The following is a 15134-nucleotide window of genomic DNA, read 5'->3' on the forward strand; positions in this document are numbered from 1 at the left end:
TGTACAGTTAAATTAAGTGAGATTAGCCGTTTGGTGTGTTATGGCGGAAATTAACTGTAGAAAATCCATCTATTGCTCTGAAATGGAGAAAATCAGCAAGATTAGCTACATAAAATCCATTTAGTTTGTTTGCTCCGGCTGAAAGCCAGATGGAGAAGTGGAGGTTGAGGTAGAAGTTGAATTTGAATTTGAATTTGAAGTAGAGGTAGAGGTAGAGGTTGAAGTTGAGGTAGAAGTTAAAGTTAAAGTTAAAGTTGAAGTTGAGAGATGGAAGGGGTTAGTCCCCAGCGTATAGGGATCTGCGTGAAGTGATCAGCCGAATGTGAAAGAGGCCGCCCTGAAGCAGATTCTTCTACTTCAGGGCGGCCTTATGTGCGTGGGCACGCAGATGCCCAGGATCTACGGCATGCGTACGCCGCGAGAGCTTTCGAGCAGCGCGTACCACTCTTCGCGCGTCATGTTGTCCGCGATGCGAACCGCGTCTTCACAAGCGACGATGCGCTGTGCAGAGGAAGTGCCGATAACCGGCTGAATGCGTGCCGGATGCTTCATGAGCCAGCCGAGCACGATGGCTTCAGGCGTCGTTTCTTTCTCAGCGGCCAGCTTCTGAACGAGTGCGGCTGTTTTCTTAACGGTGTCAGGCGCATCAGAGATGTCGCTGCCTGAGAATTTACCTTTGGCTAGCGGGCCCCAAGCCTGGATTTGAACGTCATTCATTTGGCAATATTCCAGGATGCCATCAGCGAAATTAACGCTGGCGCCAACTTTCTGATTCACCAGAATACCTTGTTCAATCCAGTCCACGCGCGCCAGGCTCATCTCCAGTTGGTTCACGACAAGCGGTTCTGGCAGCGAGTTTTGAATGAAGCGCATTTGCGCAGAGGTCATGTTGGACACGCCGAAATGGCGCACTTTACCCGCGGAACGCAGTGTATTGAAAGCTTCCGCAATTTCTTCTGGCTCCATGAGCGGGTCCGGTCGGTGCAGAAGCAAGATATCGATGTGCTCGATCCCGAGACGGCCAAGAATACCATCGACGGAGCTTAAGATATGATTTTTGCTAAAATCAAAACGCTGCGGATGCTGATCATCTTGGAAGCGAATCCCGCATTTCGATTGCAGAATGATTTGGTCACGCAAATCGGGTCTATTCTTAAGAACCTGACCGAATACGGTCTCGGAGTTCCCTCTTTTATAAATGTCAGCATGATCGAACATCGTAATTCCAATTGATAATGCGGCTTCTACAGCCCTTTCAGCGGTGATATAATCTTCTTTGGTTAGTGGATTCCCTGCCCAGTCTCCGCCTAGTCCCATACATCCGAATACGATTCGGCTATTCGAAATCCCGCGTCTTTCCAGTGGCATGATTTTCACTATGATGGCCTCCCAGCTATAATTTCTAAGCCTAGTATAACGCCTGTTAGAGAATGATATAAGAGCTGAAAATAGAGTTACTTACTTACCTAGACGTAAGCAGTAGCCCTGTTGTGCTTGTATTTCCACTTGACCTTATGCGAGGAATCAGTTAAATTGTACGCAAAAGGCAGTTCTGGATAAAGAGAGGATCGGCTAACGATGATCATTGGGGTCGGAACGGATTTGCTTGAAATAGAGCGGGTACGCAGCATGCTAGAGAGCTCTTCGGGTCATCGATTTATGGAGCGGATTTTAACACCTGCGGAGCGGGATTTGGCGCAGCAGCGCCGTGGAAGACTCGCGGAGTTTGTATCGGGTCGCTTTGCAGCGAAGGAAGCGATTGTGAAAGCTATCGGCTGCGGCATAGGTAAGCAGATTGGTTTCCAAGATCTAGAAGTGCTGCCGGATACGCTGGGTAAACCAGTGTGCACCGTGAGAGATGAGGCTTTGCAGCGATCGGGCCTCCCAAGCAGTTGCCGTATTCATATCAGTATTACGCATACAGGTTCTATGGCTGCGGCGTATGCGATCGTTGAGCAGCTGTAAGATGTTGGTGAGTGTGTGAAAATAATGAAGCAGCTATGGAGGTATCCAGTGTGCTGCAAGCCTAATAGGACCGTTGGGGTGAAAATCCCCGACGGTTTTTTCGTATAGGGAACGAGTACTATTTGCCCTTACATAAAGGTTAAACGGTGCTTACTTGCCAACCGAATTTTTGATGATGTATTTGCAATGAGGGTCTGCCGTAGAATAGGCTTTGCTCGAAGAATAAGAGAGAGGGGAATTTGCGAAACATTGAATCAGAAGGTAGACGCATCTGTACGTACAATTTGAACAAGAAGGAGAGAATTGAAAATGGCTTTGACCCCAAGAACGACGCGGTGGAGTTGGTTTGTTTATTTGTTGATCGCATCGCTGGTATTCAGCAGTATGACGATTGGACCGAAGGTCGCACGCGCATCCACTGCATCATTTGTGGGAATGGATACGTCCACGAAAGGCAATTGGGTGGGTGCCTATGGCAGTGAGGGATATGTGTTGCCCTATTACAGCACAACTATGACGAGTGGCAGAGATAATCCGCTCGCCGCTGACGTTGCTCAGTTGCCGTCGTATGTCAGCGCTTACACAAAAACGGGATCTAATTATTGGGTTTCCGGCAATCAGGCGGACACACGCGGTCTGCAATCACCCGATGGCAGTACGCGCAAACGGTTTACCGTGTATACGTACAACACTATGTCCTTTTCGTTTACGTTATCGGATAGCGCAACACATCAATTCTCCGTGTACACGACAGATTTCGGATTAACCGAGACGAACCAGATGGTCTTCGAATTGCGCGACGCTGGCGGAGCAGTGCTCGATTCCCGCACAATTGCGACGATTAACGGCGGCAAATATGTGACATATCGCGTGCAGGGCAGCTTCAAGTTGGTAGTTACCTTGCAAGCGGGCTCGCAAGCACTTGCGCAGGGCTTTTTCTTCGATGCGCCGGGACCGGTATGGCCTGAAGGAGGCAAAGTTTCAGCATCAAATGTAAGCGCTACCGATGCGACCCTTAGCTGGCCAGCGGCCATTGCTGACGAAGGAGTAACGAGTTATCGCATCTATAAGGATAACACGTTGCTCGATACGGTTAGCGGGTCCGTATACGCCTATAACGTAACGGGATTGTCGCCGGCAACCGCGCACACATTCGCCGTGGAGCCTGGCAATGGCAGCGGGTACTGGGGCAGGAAGCTGACCGTGCCGTTGACGACGGCTGCTGGAATGGATGCGGCGCCGCCAGTATGGCCGGCTGGCAGCGCATTGACCACATCGCAGGAGACGGCGAATGGGGTTCATCTTGCTTGGAACGCCGCAATGGACAATCGTGGCGTGACCAAGTACCGTATCTACCGTGATGGTACGCTGCTTGCAACTGTAGGGAGCAGTGTTTATACCTATGATGTAACGGGTCTTACCTCGGAAACGGGGTACACGTTCCGCGTGCAGGCTGGTGACGCAGCCCAGAACTGGAGCGAGGACGGGCCATCTGCAACGGTCGCGACTACGCCTGATCCCACCTACTATATGGGACAGGATTCGGTCACCAAGGGGAACTGGATCGGCACGTACGGTGGTGACGGCTATATCCTGCCGTTCTTTGCGGCAACGTCCGCATCCGGTAAGGATGCGACGACGCCAGCGCACATCGCCAGCCTTCCCTCCTATGTAAGCTCCTATTCGCTCGGAGGCAGTAACGGTTATAATATCATGCAGAATCCGTCCACCGACGTGCGCGCGCTCAAGATGCCGGACGGCAGCATCCGCAAAATGCTGACAGTCTATACGTACGGGACGCTAACGCATTCGTTTACACTGTCGGATAATAGCCCCCATCAGGTCAGCTTTTATACAACTGACTTCGGGTCGACAGAAGTAAATGTTGAGCAATTTGAACTGTTGGATGGCAGTGGCAATGTGTTGGATATACAGACGATCGATGGGATTAACGGCGGCAAATATGTCTCCTATCTAGTGAGAGGCAGCTTTAAACTGCGGTTTGCGAAGCTTGCTGGAACGCAAGCGAATGTAGAGGCAATTTTCTTCGACACACCACTTGCGCCGTCCGTGTCGAATCTGCAAGCTGCAAACACTGGCACGCGTCAAGTGGCATTGTCATGGACCCGTGCGGGAAGTGACGATGCGATCGTTCTCCGCAAAAAGCAGAGTGATGCTGATTTTGTTCAAATCGCAACGGTAAGTGGAAGTACTGACGAATATATAGATTCCAATCTGGAGCCAGGAATTGTGTATCAATATGGCATTCGCAATATTCGCCAATTCCGCTATTCGGACATTGCAGCGCGCGCATCTGTCTCGATTCCCGCTTATCAGACGACTAGCTTGACCTTTGAAGATGCATCGCTCGTCGTTGAGCATCCGAACGAAACCGTTCAACTTCGCGCCGTCCTGAAGGACAGCACGGGTGCTCCGCTTGTCGGCCAGCCAGTAGCCTTTGAACTGGAAGGTACCTATGTTGGCACCTATATTGCGAGCGATGCCGGTGCTGGCACAACGGATGCAAACGGTGTGGTAACGGTCGATTATACGCCGTTATATGCCGGTTCTTATACGATTAAGGCGGCTTTTGCCGTCAACGATACCCAATTGCTGACGGCGAGCACGGATGCGATTCCGCTGCTTGTGGAGTTAGAGGCTTGGGAGCAGCCACCAGTACTGCTGCGCATATCCGATGCGGTCGTTCCCGGTACGCTATTTACCGTTTCCGGCTACGGTATGAAATCATCCGCCGTTGAAGTCGCCATTGATGACTACGCACAGCTCGGCGGCAGTGCGCCGTCTAGCAGTGCCCGCACACTTGATGTCGTGCAGACGGACGATCAAGGAGCTTTTGTCGTGTCACGATTGCCGGAAGACATGAGTCCAGGCGCGTATGCGGTATGGATTCGCAATGAATACGGCTGGAGCGAAGCGAAGTCGCTGAACGATCCGCGACCGCAGTTTATTTCAGAGCGAGAAGCGTTTGAAGGGCAGCAGATCAAGCTGGTCGGCCGCAATTTCGATGCGCGGGAATTCGGCGGTGGGGCCGCCGAAACGGCGATTAGGTTGAAGAGCGTTACTGGCAGCGTATATGAAATGCCGATCGTCGAGCTGAACCCGTTCGCGGTCACTTTCACAATCGATCAGGCCCCGCCGCAAGCCTATTGGGTCGAGGTGCGCAATCGCGCAGACGGTAATTGGGTGAGGTTGAATAACGGCCAATTGCTGACCATTACGGAATCGGGCGACGATCCGCTCGATCTTGGTGTGGCCTGGGCGAAACATTTCCGCTGGAGCCAGATGTACGATGTGGCGGATTTCGGAGCGTTGGCTGATGGCACAACCGATGATACCGCTTCGGTGCAAAATGCCGTCAATCAGGCGCATGAGGATGGCGGGGGTATCGTATGGTTTTCAGATGGGATCTATCGGATTTCGAAGATTCTACTGCCAGCTGGCGTCGTCTTACTAGGCGAAAGCGAAGAGAACACGGTGCTCGCTTATTCTGGCACGAGCTCCGGTACGCTAATTGTTTCTTCCGGTGACGGCCAAACTGTCGGTCAGGCGGGAGTAGCCCGAATGAAGTTGGATGTCTTTAATCCATCCGTGTATCCCGATTTCTTCATCTGGCTCGGGCACGCATGGGGCGCCGCTGTGACGGACAATTCCCTGCGTACCGCCAGCGAGCTGTTCGTAACGCAAGTCAAGATTGATGCTCCCATGGGAGAGCAAATAGGCCGAGCAAATGGTGTGGCATTTATTGCGAATGAACGCACGTTATTCATCCGCAATTCGTTCAAAGGCAGGGCGGCGACAATTGCGACCGGCTATATTAACGCATACAGCCAGGTACGCAATAACACAATTGAGTATGCAAGCGGAGCAACCAACATGCTAGCCCGTTATGCAATTATTGAAAATAACCAATTGATCGGGCATCCAGAGCAAAATACAGATACGCATGGCATTAACGTTAAATCGGATTATTACGTGTCGAACAACGTAATTCAAGGCATCGGCACGCTGGATCATGTGAACAACGATGGCGAGATGGTGCTGAACGAATCGCCTAGCGGCACCTTCAATTATGGCGAGGTTCTAGGCGCTTCGAGCTTGGAGATGAAGGTAGCGACTGTCGTCCCCCTCAGCGTTGGAGCAACGGTGACTGGCGATGTCTACAGCTACCCTCATCGGTACGGGCGATTGGCAGTCGTTATCATGGCGGGTCGGGGAATTGGGCAAGTACGTGATGTATCGCAAGTTTACGGTAACACGATTTCCGTGGAAATGCCTTGGGCTATCGTACCGGATCGAACGAGTAAGTTTTCGTTCATTGTTCCGAACGCAAGGGGAACGATATACCGCAATATCGGTATGGATAGCGGAGGACCAATCTCGCTGTACGGCAACGCTTATGATAACGTTGTCGCAGATAATGTGCTGACTCATACAGGCGGAGCCGTCACGTTCGGCTTCAATTCACTCGTGCAGCATCGTTTGAACAATACCTACTTCGTCAGGTTTGATAACAATACGATTATCGACGCAGTACCTGGAGCCGTCTTCGGATTGGGCTTGCAGGCTGACAATACCGGCTATGCAGTGCTAGCCTACGGCACCGAATTCCGCAACAATCGCATCGTCGCCGATCAGAATGAGGATGCGTCAGGCTTGTTCATCAGGACTGTGAAGGGCAGCACATTCGATGTGCCGGTTGTTAGAAATACACTGATCGAAAATAACCAGTTCATCGATCTGAAAACCGGTATTTCGTTGACAAAGGCAATCTACGGCCAGGTGTTGAGCGGAAACAGCTTTGTAAACGTTCCAACGCCGATTGTGGATACCGGCTCGCTTAACACGGTGACAACATCGAGCGCGTACGCGGATGTAAGGGCACCCTTTTGGCCAGCAGGCAGTGGAGGTCTGACCGTTACTGACGTCACGTCGACGGAAGCGCAGTTGAGCTGGTCGTCGGCGCTCGATACGTCTGGTACGGCGATATCGTACCGCGTCTATGTAGGTGGTGTACTTCATGGGACTGTAGCGAACGTCACCGATTATGCGCTCGACGACTTGCTGCCGGGAACGGCGTATACATTCCGCGTGGAGGCTGTTGATGCAGCAGGAAATGCAACTCGCGATCCCTTACATGCATCCACCGTCATGCTTCCTTGACCCGAGGGCACGTGCAGGGCAGTTACAAAAAAATGATCATTGAAATGAAATCAAGTCTCGCTTAAGGTTGGAGCCAGACACAAGACTCGAGGAGGAATAGGAATGTCGCGTAATTTGGCTGCAATAAGTAGGCAGGTTTCGCAGGCGACCAGGCGGATGCCGATGTCGGAATGGAACTGGAGCGAAGGCGTGGCGCTGTATGGTTTGGTTTCGTTATGGAAGACAACGAAGGACGAGGCGTTGCTGTTGTATCTAAAAGCGTGGATTGACGAGCAATTAGAGCAAGGGAGAGTGTTCGAAACTGTCAATGCGACGGCGCCGTGTTTTTCGCTAATCGAACTCTATGTCTCTTCTGGTGAGCCGCGTTATGCGGATATCATCAAGTCGAGGATCGATTTTCTTCTGCACCGAGCGGAGAGGCTTGAGAACGGAGCTTTCGAGCATACCCTCGTGGAAACGAGCTTCGGCGGACAGATGTGGGTGGACACCCTCTTTATGGCCGGTCTGTTCCTGGTCAAGGCGGGGCTGCTATTCGAAGATCGGGAGGCGGTTGAAGAAGGACTCAACCAATATTTTCTCCATGTGCGTCATTTGCAGCAGGAGAACGGGCTATATTATCACGGTTGGGACGAGCGCAAGAACGGACCGATTGGTTGTTTATGGGCGCGGGGCAACGCATGGGCGGCCATTGTATCGGCGGAACTGCTTATTCTACTTCCGGACACGGAAATGGCATGGAGCGAGATTAAGGACATCTTGGTCAGGCAAATAGCAGGTTTATCCCAGTATCAGGACATTTCTGGGTTGTGGACGACGGTGATCGATGAGCCAAACACGTATTTGGAAACGTCGGCTGCTGCTGGCATTGCGTATGCAGTGAAGCGTGCGGAGCGCTTCATCAATATAGGCGAAACACATGCGGGAATGGCCGACCGCGCCGCGCGAGCTGCACTTGCGTACGTGGACTGGGAAGGCGTGTTACGCGGCGTATCTGCCGGGACGGGGGTGCAGAAGCACGCCGGTGAGTACCATGTCATAGCGCAGCACCGGGCGGAGGGCTATGGGCAAGGCCTACTGTTGATGCTGCTTTCGGTGATGCTTGCTGAAAGCGGCGACGCATCTGAAAACCAGTGAAGCGAAGTGCAAGGGAATCCGTAAATTGAAACCGGCAAAGGGCCTAGGTTCTCCTAGGTTCTTTGTTTTACCGTCATTTGGCGTGGAAAGGCGATTCCGAAAAGAAGACGATGTAGATGAAAACGTATTTTTGCTATAATAAAGCCGCACAGACCATCCAGATGGAACGAGGAATGGTGAAAAGCCTATGAAACTTGTTCGCAAACTAATTCGACAACGACAAATTGCCTTGCTATTGCTCCTTTCCATCGTGCCGGTGTTCGGTTTCGGGACGTTTAGCTATTACACAAGCCTTCGTCTAATAGAAGCAGAAGTAAAGCGGACGTCCGAGGTGGCAATTGCCCAGATGAAGGAGCAGGTGGACCAGTTACTTCGGCAAATTGAAGAAGTGACGGGACAATTCTCGCTCCAAGCGGGCATGCTTCAATTCGTCAAAACGCAGGAAACTCCGTTACTCGGTACACTACAGATGGTCAATGACATCAGACGCGACCTTGCTAATTTCTCGTCTTCCATTCATGCGGTCGACTCGGTTTATCTTTATCATCGCAAACAACAGCTCGTGCTAACGTCCAATGTGCTATTCGACCTGGACAGTTTTACCGATACGTCGTGGATGCCAACCTTGCGGCAAGCGGCGGTGGAACGTAAATCCAAGTTATGGATTACGCCACGCGCAATGGGTGGTGATGTGGGCAAAGGGGCGGAGGCGCTCACCTACGTCCTTCCGCTGCCATACTTCTACGAGGAGCCAGATGCGGCGCTCATCGTCAATATCAAGACAGGCATCATTGCCGATATGATCCGCTCCTTTCCGTTCGACAGCCGAGGAGGCTTACTCATCTTTTCGCCGGAGGGGCAGACGATTGTGCAGGCTGGCCAACTGCGGGTTGTGAAGCCCAACGCGATCGGTGCAATGCTAGCCGGCGACACGGAGACGGGAGGCAGTCGACCGGTCAAGTTGGACACGGAGGCGGGCGAGATGTACGTGACGACTGAAAGATCAGCGACATATGGCTTCCTCTACGCCATGCTGATTCCTGCGGATGCGGCATCGCGCAACGCTCAGCTGCTCAGAATTTGGATAGTTGCCGCGACGGCGGTGCTATCACTTCTGTCGTTGTTTGTCGCGTATTTCAATGTGCGACGGTTTCAAAGCGGCTTGCGAAGCATCTTCCTTACGCTGCGAGGTAAGGGAGAAGAGGACGGGGAGGAAGCGCAGGAGCCGTTCGACGCAGACTATGCGGAGGGCTTCACCAGGATCGAGAACGGAATTGCCGCGCTGCTCAAAGAAATGGGTGATGTACGCTCACAATGGAGTAGCCAGCTGCCGGTGTTGCGTGACCATTTCCTGCTATCCGCGCTGCTCGGTAACAATGCTGGCATGGACCCGTGGCTGCGTCAGAAGCCAGCAGAGACAGAGCTCTTTCCAGACCCGGTCTTTTGCGTACTTGTGGCAGAGATGGATGCCACTGGCGAGAGTGCCCGCTTTCATAGCGGTGAAGATACACGGCTGTTCCTGTTCGCTGTGGCGAATATCAGCCAGGAATTGATGAGAGACAAGTTTGCCACGGAAACCGTTATTTCCCGGCAGCATGTTGCTGTTATTCTCAATATGCCGCAGCATGAGGCTGATCGTGAGACTGTTCGTGCGGCGGAGTCGATTCGCTACGCAGTTTCTTCATACTTGAAGCAGTCGGTGACAATTGCCGTCGGCAGGCCGTCCACTGATTTCAGCGAGCTCTCCGTCTCGTACCAAGACGCGCTGCATGCGCTGCAGGAAAATTGGCCGAAAGCGGGCAATGAAGTGGTGCGCGGAGGCCGAGAGACAGAAGCGCCTATCTCTGTGCCGTATCCGGCGGAGTGCGAAAGCGCACTGCTAGCGGCTATCCGTGAGGGCAATCGGGGCCAGGCAGCTCGGGAGCTCTCTGCTTTCTTCGATGGGCTGAACGGCAGCCGACTTCCGTTTGCACTTATTAAAACATATGCGATGCAACTGCTGGTTTCTGTCATCCGATTGCTGCAAGAGTATGACCCCGACCTGACGCTGACGTTCCCCGGAAGGAGTCTATACGCCGAATTCGCTCAGTTAAATGCGTCACCATCTATATGTGATTGGTTCAGCGAAACGGTCATTGAACAGGGAATCGACTTTCTGAATGGGCTGAAGCGGCTGCGAATGGAAACGATTATGGAGCGTACCAAGAAACTCATCGAAGAACGGTACGCGCAAGATCTGTCGCTCCAACTCGCGGCCGATCAGCTCGGCATCTCCCCTTCTTATTTAAGCGAATTAATTAAGCAGCACTGGGGGGAGACATTCATTGCATACGTCACACGGTACCGAATCGGCAAAGCGAAAAACCTGCTGCTCAAAACTGAACTGAACATCGCCGATATTGCCGTCGAGATTGGTTATGGCAATGCCACGCATCTCATTCGGGTATTCAAAAAATCGGAAGGCATGACGCCGGGCGAATTTCGTCTGCGGAGTCGATCCTGATTGCCACAAATGCGCCGCAGCCGTCAAGGCTTCGGCGCATTTTACGTTGAAATGGCGACGAAAATGTGATGATTGCGTTGATATCGGAAGCGGCCGTAAGCTGATGACATCGGCAATCGACAGCTCCAATCGGTGAGGTGTGGACCCAAATGTCCATACTTGGCATTTCGGGCCGTACGATGAACGAAAGGACATCGCAAGACCGCAGGTTATTCATAAAGGAGGATCAAACGTCATGCAAAAAGGAGGATTGAACAAGATGGAAATACGGCGCGTGATTCCGAAAACCAGTGATCTAGGAAGGACAACCAGATGGCATCGGCAATGGCGCGTTTACAAGCAGCACCGTGCACTTATAGCAATGCTGTTACCAGGCCTAGCGTTATTTCTACTGTTCAGTTACGTGCCGATGTACGGCATTGTCATCGCGTTCAAGCACTTTCAGATTACGGAGGGCATTCTCAGAAGCCCATGGGCTGGTTTGGAGAATTTCGAAAGGCTGTTCATGGGAAATGGTTTCATGAATGCGTTGCGCCATTCGGTGCTGATTGCTTTCCTGAAAATGGTGTTTGTATTTCCCTCGCCAATTGTACTGGCGCTGCTGCTCAATGAGCTTCGGCTGACCTGGTTTAGGAGAACGATCCAAACCGTGACGTATTTACCGCATTTTTTTTCGTGGGTTGTACTCGCGGGTATCTTGTTTCCGTTTCTCGGCAGCGATGGCGGTTTCAACAAGCTGCTGAGCCTGTTTGGTATTTCACAGCAGTTGTGGTTGCTTGAGCCGGACTATTTTTATGGCACGGTAGTCCTGACCGACATATGGCAATCCGCAGGATGGGGATCCATCGTCTACTTTGCGGTGCTGGCTTCCATTGATCCGAGTCTCTACGAGGCAGCGATTGCCGACGGGGCAAGCCGCTGGAGGCGCATCTGGCATATCAGCCTGCCGTCGCTCGCACCGACCGTTATCATCATGTACTTGTTATCGATGGGTCATTTCTTATCGGTCGGCTTTGATCAAATATATAACTTGATGACGCCGCCAACCTCAGGAGTAGGGGAAATCCTTGATACGTACGTGCTGCGCCGATTGTTAACGATGGATTATGAGCTCGGAACCGCAGCAGGTTTGTTTAACTCGATCATTGGATTGACACTGGTATTAATTGCTAATTCGCTCGTCAAACTGTACGACAAGGAGCGAGGATTATGGTAGTGGGAAGGAGGTGGCGTGTGTGAAAATAACTTGGGGTGAGCGGACATTCGACGTGTTGAATGCCACTTTCTTAACGATCTTCGGGCTAACGACACTGTATCCATTGTTATACATTTTTACACTTTCGTTCAGCACGCCGGCCGATGCGCTAGCGATGAATTTTTACTGGTTTCCACTTCATCCGACGCTGATGTCGTACGAGAAGGTACTGGCGCATCCGGATCTGTTGTTGGCTTACGTGAATACCGTGATCCGGACCATTGTCGGGATCGCAATTTCACTAACCATGACAGCGATAATTGCGTACCCATTGTCGAGGCGGACGTTTCCACATCGGAAACTGATTATGAAGCTGTTCGTCTTCAGCATGCTGTTCAGTGGCGGTACGATTCCGATGTTTTTGTTAGTGAAAAATCTTGGCTTGCTCAATACACTTTGGGCTCTTGTGTTGCCTGGTGCGGTGTCGGCGTTCAATATGATTGTAATGCGCAACTTCTTCGAGGGTATTCCGACCGAAATTATCGAGTCGGCACGCATCGACGGTGCATCGGAAATGCGGGTGCTAATGCGCATTGTATTGCCATTGTCCGTGCCAGTAATGGCCGTTATGGCACTCTGGGTGGGCGTCGCGCACTGGAATCACTGGTTTGATGCGTTGATCTACACGCAGGACAATCGGTGGCAGGTCCTGCAGCTGTTCTTGCGCAGAACCGTCGTCGATGCGACAGTGTCACTGACACCTGGCGAGGACATTAACCGGATTCGCGAGGAATATACGCCGGAGTCACTTAAGGCGGCTACAATCATGGCGGTGACACTGCCGATTCTGTTTCTATACCCGTTTATCCAGCGGTATTTCGTCAAAGGGATCATGCTAGGTTCGGTCAAAGGTTAGGCACAAGCGACTATCGATACGGAACCGGCATTCCGAAATAAAACCATATCCATATAGGAGGTTACGAGATGTTAGCAAAAAGAGGGGGAAAAGGGTGGGCAGCGTTAGTTGTAGTCTGCTCACTGACACTTACGGCATGTTCAAACGGAGGGGAAGACGGCACATCGTCTACGACTTCGCCTAGCGCGACAAATGCGGAACAGAGCAAACCGATTGAAATCAAATGGATGGTGCCTACGGCGGATTTAACGGCTAATTCCCGAACTGTGCAGGTGTTGCAGGAGAAATTCAACGTCAAAATCAACTATTATTCAATTCCGCAGGCCGACTATGTACAAAAGCAGCAAATTTTACTCACATCTGGCGACGTGCCTGACGTCATGTTCATTTACGATCCGAATCAATTGTTCAAATACGCAAGTCAGGGCCTGATCGCCGAGATGCCGGTGAAATCTATTGAGCAGAACGCACCCAAAACCAAAAGCGTGCTGGACAGCTTTGCCAAGCAGGGATGGTTCTATACGAACTTGAACGGCAAAAACTACGGTTTGCCAACCACTTATTACACGGGTCAATTCAACGCGAAGCAAGGCTGGAGAATGGATCTGTTGAAAAAAGCAGGCGTTGACAAGATTCCAGAAACGATTGATGAAATGACGGCTGCTTTCGCCAAACTGAAGCAAATTGGCGTCTACGGGATGTCCACCAATGGCAACTCCTACTACTTTCAATTCTGGTCGATATTCGGTGCTTATGGCGTCATGCCGACGCAATGGATGCTGAAAGACGGTAAGGTGGTTAACGGCGCGATTGTGTCGGAAGCGAAGGAAGCGCTAACATTATTGGCGGACTGGTATGCTAAGGGTTACATTGATCCAGAATTCGTCACGGGTAAAGATCTGGATAAGAAGCTGGTTGAAGGCAAAGTTGCCTACACGCACAGTACGTCAATGGCTGCCTTCGATGCGAGTAACCCGCAATCAGCGCTTTCTTCGATGAAGAAAATTACCCCGAATGCGGAATTTCAAGTAGCTCCTCTGCCGAAGGGACCGCGTGGTCAGCAGGGCGGTTGGGCCTGGGGAACGGCTGGCAGCGTGTTCGCATTCGGCAAGCAGATGGAACAACAGCCAGAGAAGGTCAAGAAAGTGTTTGAAATTATGGAAGCGATGCGTAATGACGAGCAGGTATTTCTGGATGCTGGCGTAGGCATTAAGGGAACGCATTGGGACTACAACACACCTTCAGACTCGCAGAGTGGTATCAAATTCCTGCCTCCTTACGACGATAGCGCCAAGCTAGCGACCGACGGGCTGAAGAACAATTTCGACACACTGTTTGCTGGCGGTCCAGCTCCAACGATTTTCGAGAAGGCCCTTGGCAAATCGAGCGTTGAGCTGCTAAATCGGTACAATAAACCAGTGTGGGACATCTTCGGTAAATCCGACGTGCTGCCGTCATCAGGCAAATATTGGGCAGACCTGACGAAGCTTAAGTTGGATGTTTACGCACAGATCATCCGCGGAGATAAGCCTTTAACGTATTTCGACGACTTCGTTAAACAGTGGAATGACATGGGCGGTACACAGCTGGAGAAGGAAGCGAATGAGCTATATAAATCGGTGCTTGGCAGCAAATAATGAACGTTAAATAATGAACGCCTATAACAGCGGCGCACGGCGGTGCGCCGCTGTTTACGTTCTCCGAAAGGACAGAGCCTAAGCACAAGTGGGAGGATGAATATGATGGAATGCAAGCAAATAGTAATCGAGGATCATTTGAGGAAAATTGGATACGCATGGCCGCCTACGCTGCTTGGCTTCGTCCGGCCAGATGAAGAAGTGAATGCGGAGTCAGTCTGGCTCGCAGACAATAACGGCGATGCTGTTCCATTCCAATGGCGTCGGACGGATACAGAGACACGGTTATGTCTGGTTGCCGATCTGCCGACAGGAGCCGAGAGGCGATTCGAATGGCGCAACGGAGCGGCGCCTGCACTGGGAACGAAGTACGAGCGGTTGAAGGTCTTGCGGGAGAGTGAAGGCGTGCAGGCAGATAACGGCCGGCTGACTGTACGGTTCACCGAGAGTCCACTCGCGAACGGCGAGCTGTTTGCGCTAAGCCTAGCCGGTTTTGCTGCGGAGGGCGTCGCCCGTATTGACGGCGGCGGCCGCAAGCTGCTTGCCGTAGAAAGTACGGTAACGACGGAAGGGCCGGTATTTGCCGAATGCGAGTTCGTATGT

Annotated in this window: 10 protein-coding genes; 9 read left to right on the top strand and 1 reads right to left on the bottom strand. The window is 51.8% G+C overall.

Going from position 1 to position 15134, the window contains the following annotated elements; all coding sequences use genetic code 11:
• Positions 1 to 157 precede the first annotated feature (157 nt).
• Positions 158 to 295 carry a hypothetical protein gene (locus A8708_RS35885; protein ID WP_167355902.1) on the top strand — a complete coding sequence of 46 codons (138 nt, stop codon included), beginning with the start codon at positions 158 to 160 and terminating at the stop codon, positions 293 to 295.
• Between the two features lie 104 nt (positions 296 to 399).
• On the opposite strand, the gene A8708_RS18090 is transcribed toward A8708_RS35885, so the two are convergent.
• Complete coding sequence (locus tag A8708_RS18090) at positions 400 to 1377, bottom strand: aldo/keto reductase (protein WP_068665918.1); 978 nt, start codon at positions 1375 to 1377, stop codon at positions 400 to 402.
• 201 nt (positions 1378 to 1578) lie between these two features.
• Between A8708_RS18090 and acpS the strand changes: the two genes are divergently transcribed.
• From acpS to A8708_RS35520, 8 genes are all read left to right on the top strand, one after another.
• Complete coding sequence (gene acpS / locus A8708_RS18095) at positions 1579 to 1965, top strand: holo-ACP synthase (protein WP_068665920.1); 387 nt, start codon at positions 1579 to 1581, stop codon at positions 1963 to 1965.
• 309 nt (positions 1966 to 2274) lie between these two features.
• Entirely contained in the window at positions 2275 to 7146 is a 4872-nt protein-coding gene (locus tag A8708_RS18100) for a fibronectin type III domain-containing protein (RefSeq protein ID WP_068665922.1), read from the top strand.
• A 102-nt stretch (positions 7147 to 7248) separates the two neighbouring features.
• Positions 7249 to 8280, top strand: coding sequence for a glycoside hydrolase family 88/105 protein (locus A8708_RS18105; RefSeq protein ID WP_068665924.1), 1032 nt, complete (start codon positions 7249 to 7251; stop codon positions 8278 to 8280).
• A gap of 916 nt (positions 8281 to 9196) precedes the next feature.
• Positions 9197 to 10783, top strand: coding sequence for a helix-turn-helix domain-containing protein (locus tag A8708_RS18110; RefSeq protein ID WP_239696758.1), 1587 nt, complete (start codon positions 9197 to 9199; stop codon positions 10781 to 10783).
• A gap of 235 nt (positions 10784 to 11018) precedes the next feature.
• Positions 11019 to 11999, top strand: a complete 981-nt coding sequence (locus tag A8708_RS18115; RefSeq protein WP_239696759.1) for an ABC transporter permease — start codon at positions 11019 to 11021, stop codon at positions 11997 to 11999.
• A 19-nt stretch (positions 12000 to 12018) separates the two neighbouring features.
• The gene (locus A8708_RS18120) at positions 12019 to 12894 is read left to right on the top strand and encodes a carbohydrate ABC transporter permease (protein ID WP_082927609.1); all 876 of its coding nucleotides are present in this window, start codon (positions 12019 to 12021) and stop codon (positions 12892 to 12894) included.
• A 68-nt stretch (positions 12895 to 12962) separates the two neighbouring features.
• On the top strand, positions 12963 to 14531 hold the full coding sequence (locus tag A8708_RS18125; protein ID WP_068665930.1) for an extracellular solute-binding protein: 1569 nt from the start codon (positions 12963 to 12965) through the stop codon (positions 14529 to 14531).
• A 205-nt stretch (positions 14532 to 14736) separates the two neighbouring features.
• Complete coding sequence (locus A8708_RS35520) at positions 14737 to 14913, top strand: hypothetical protein (RefSeq protein WP_157264859.1); 177 nt, start codon at positions 14737 to 14739, stop codon at positions 14911 to 14913.
• The last annotated feature ends 221 nt before the right edge of the window (positions 14914 to 15134 follow it).

This window comes from Paenibacillus oryzisoli (assembly GCF_001653565.1).
GTDB classification, from domain to species: domain Bacteria; phylum Bacillota; class Bacilli; order Paenibacillales; family NBRC-103111; genus Paenibacillus_E; species Paenibacillus_E oryzisoli.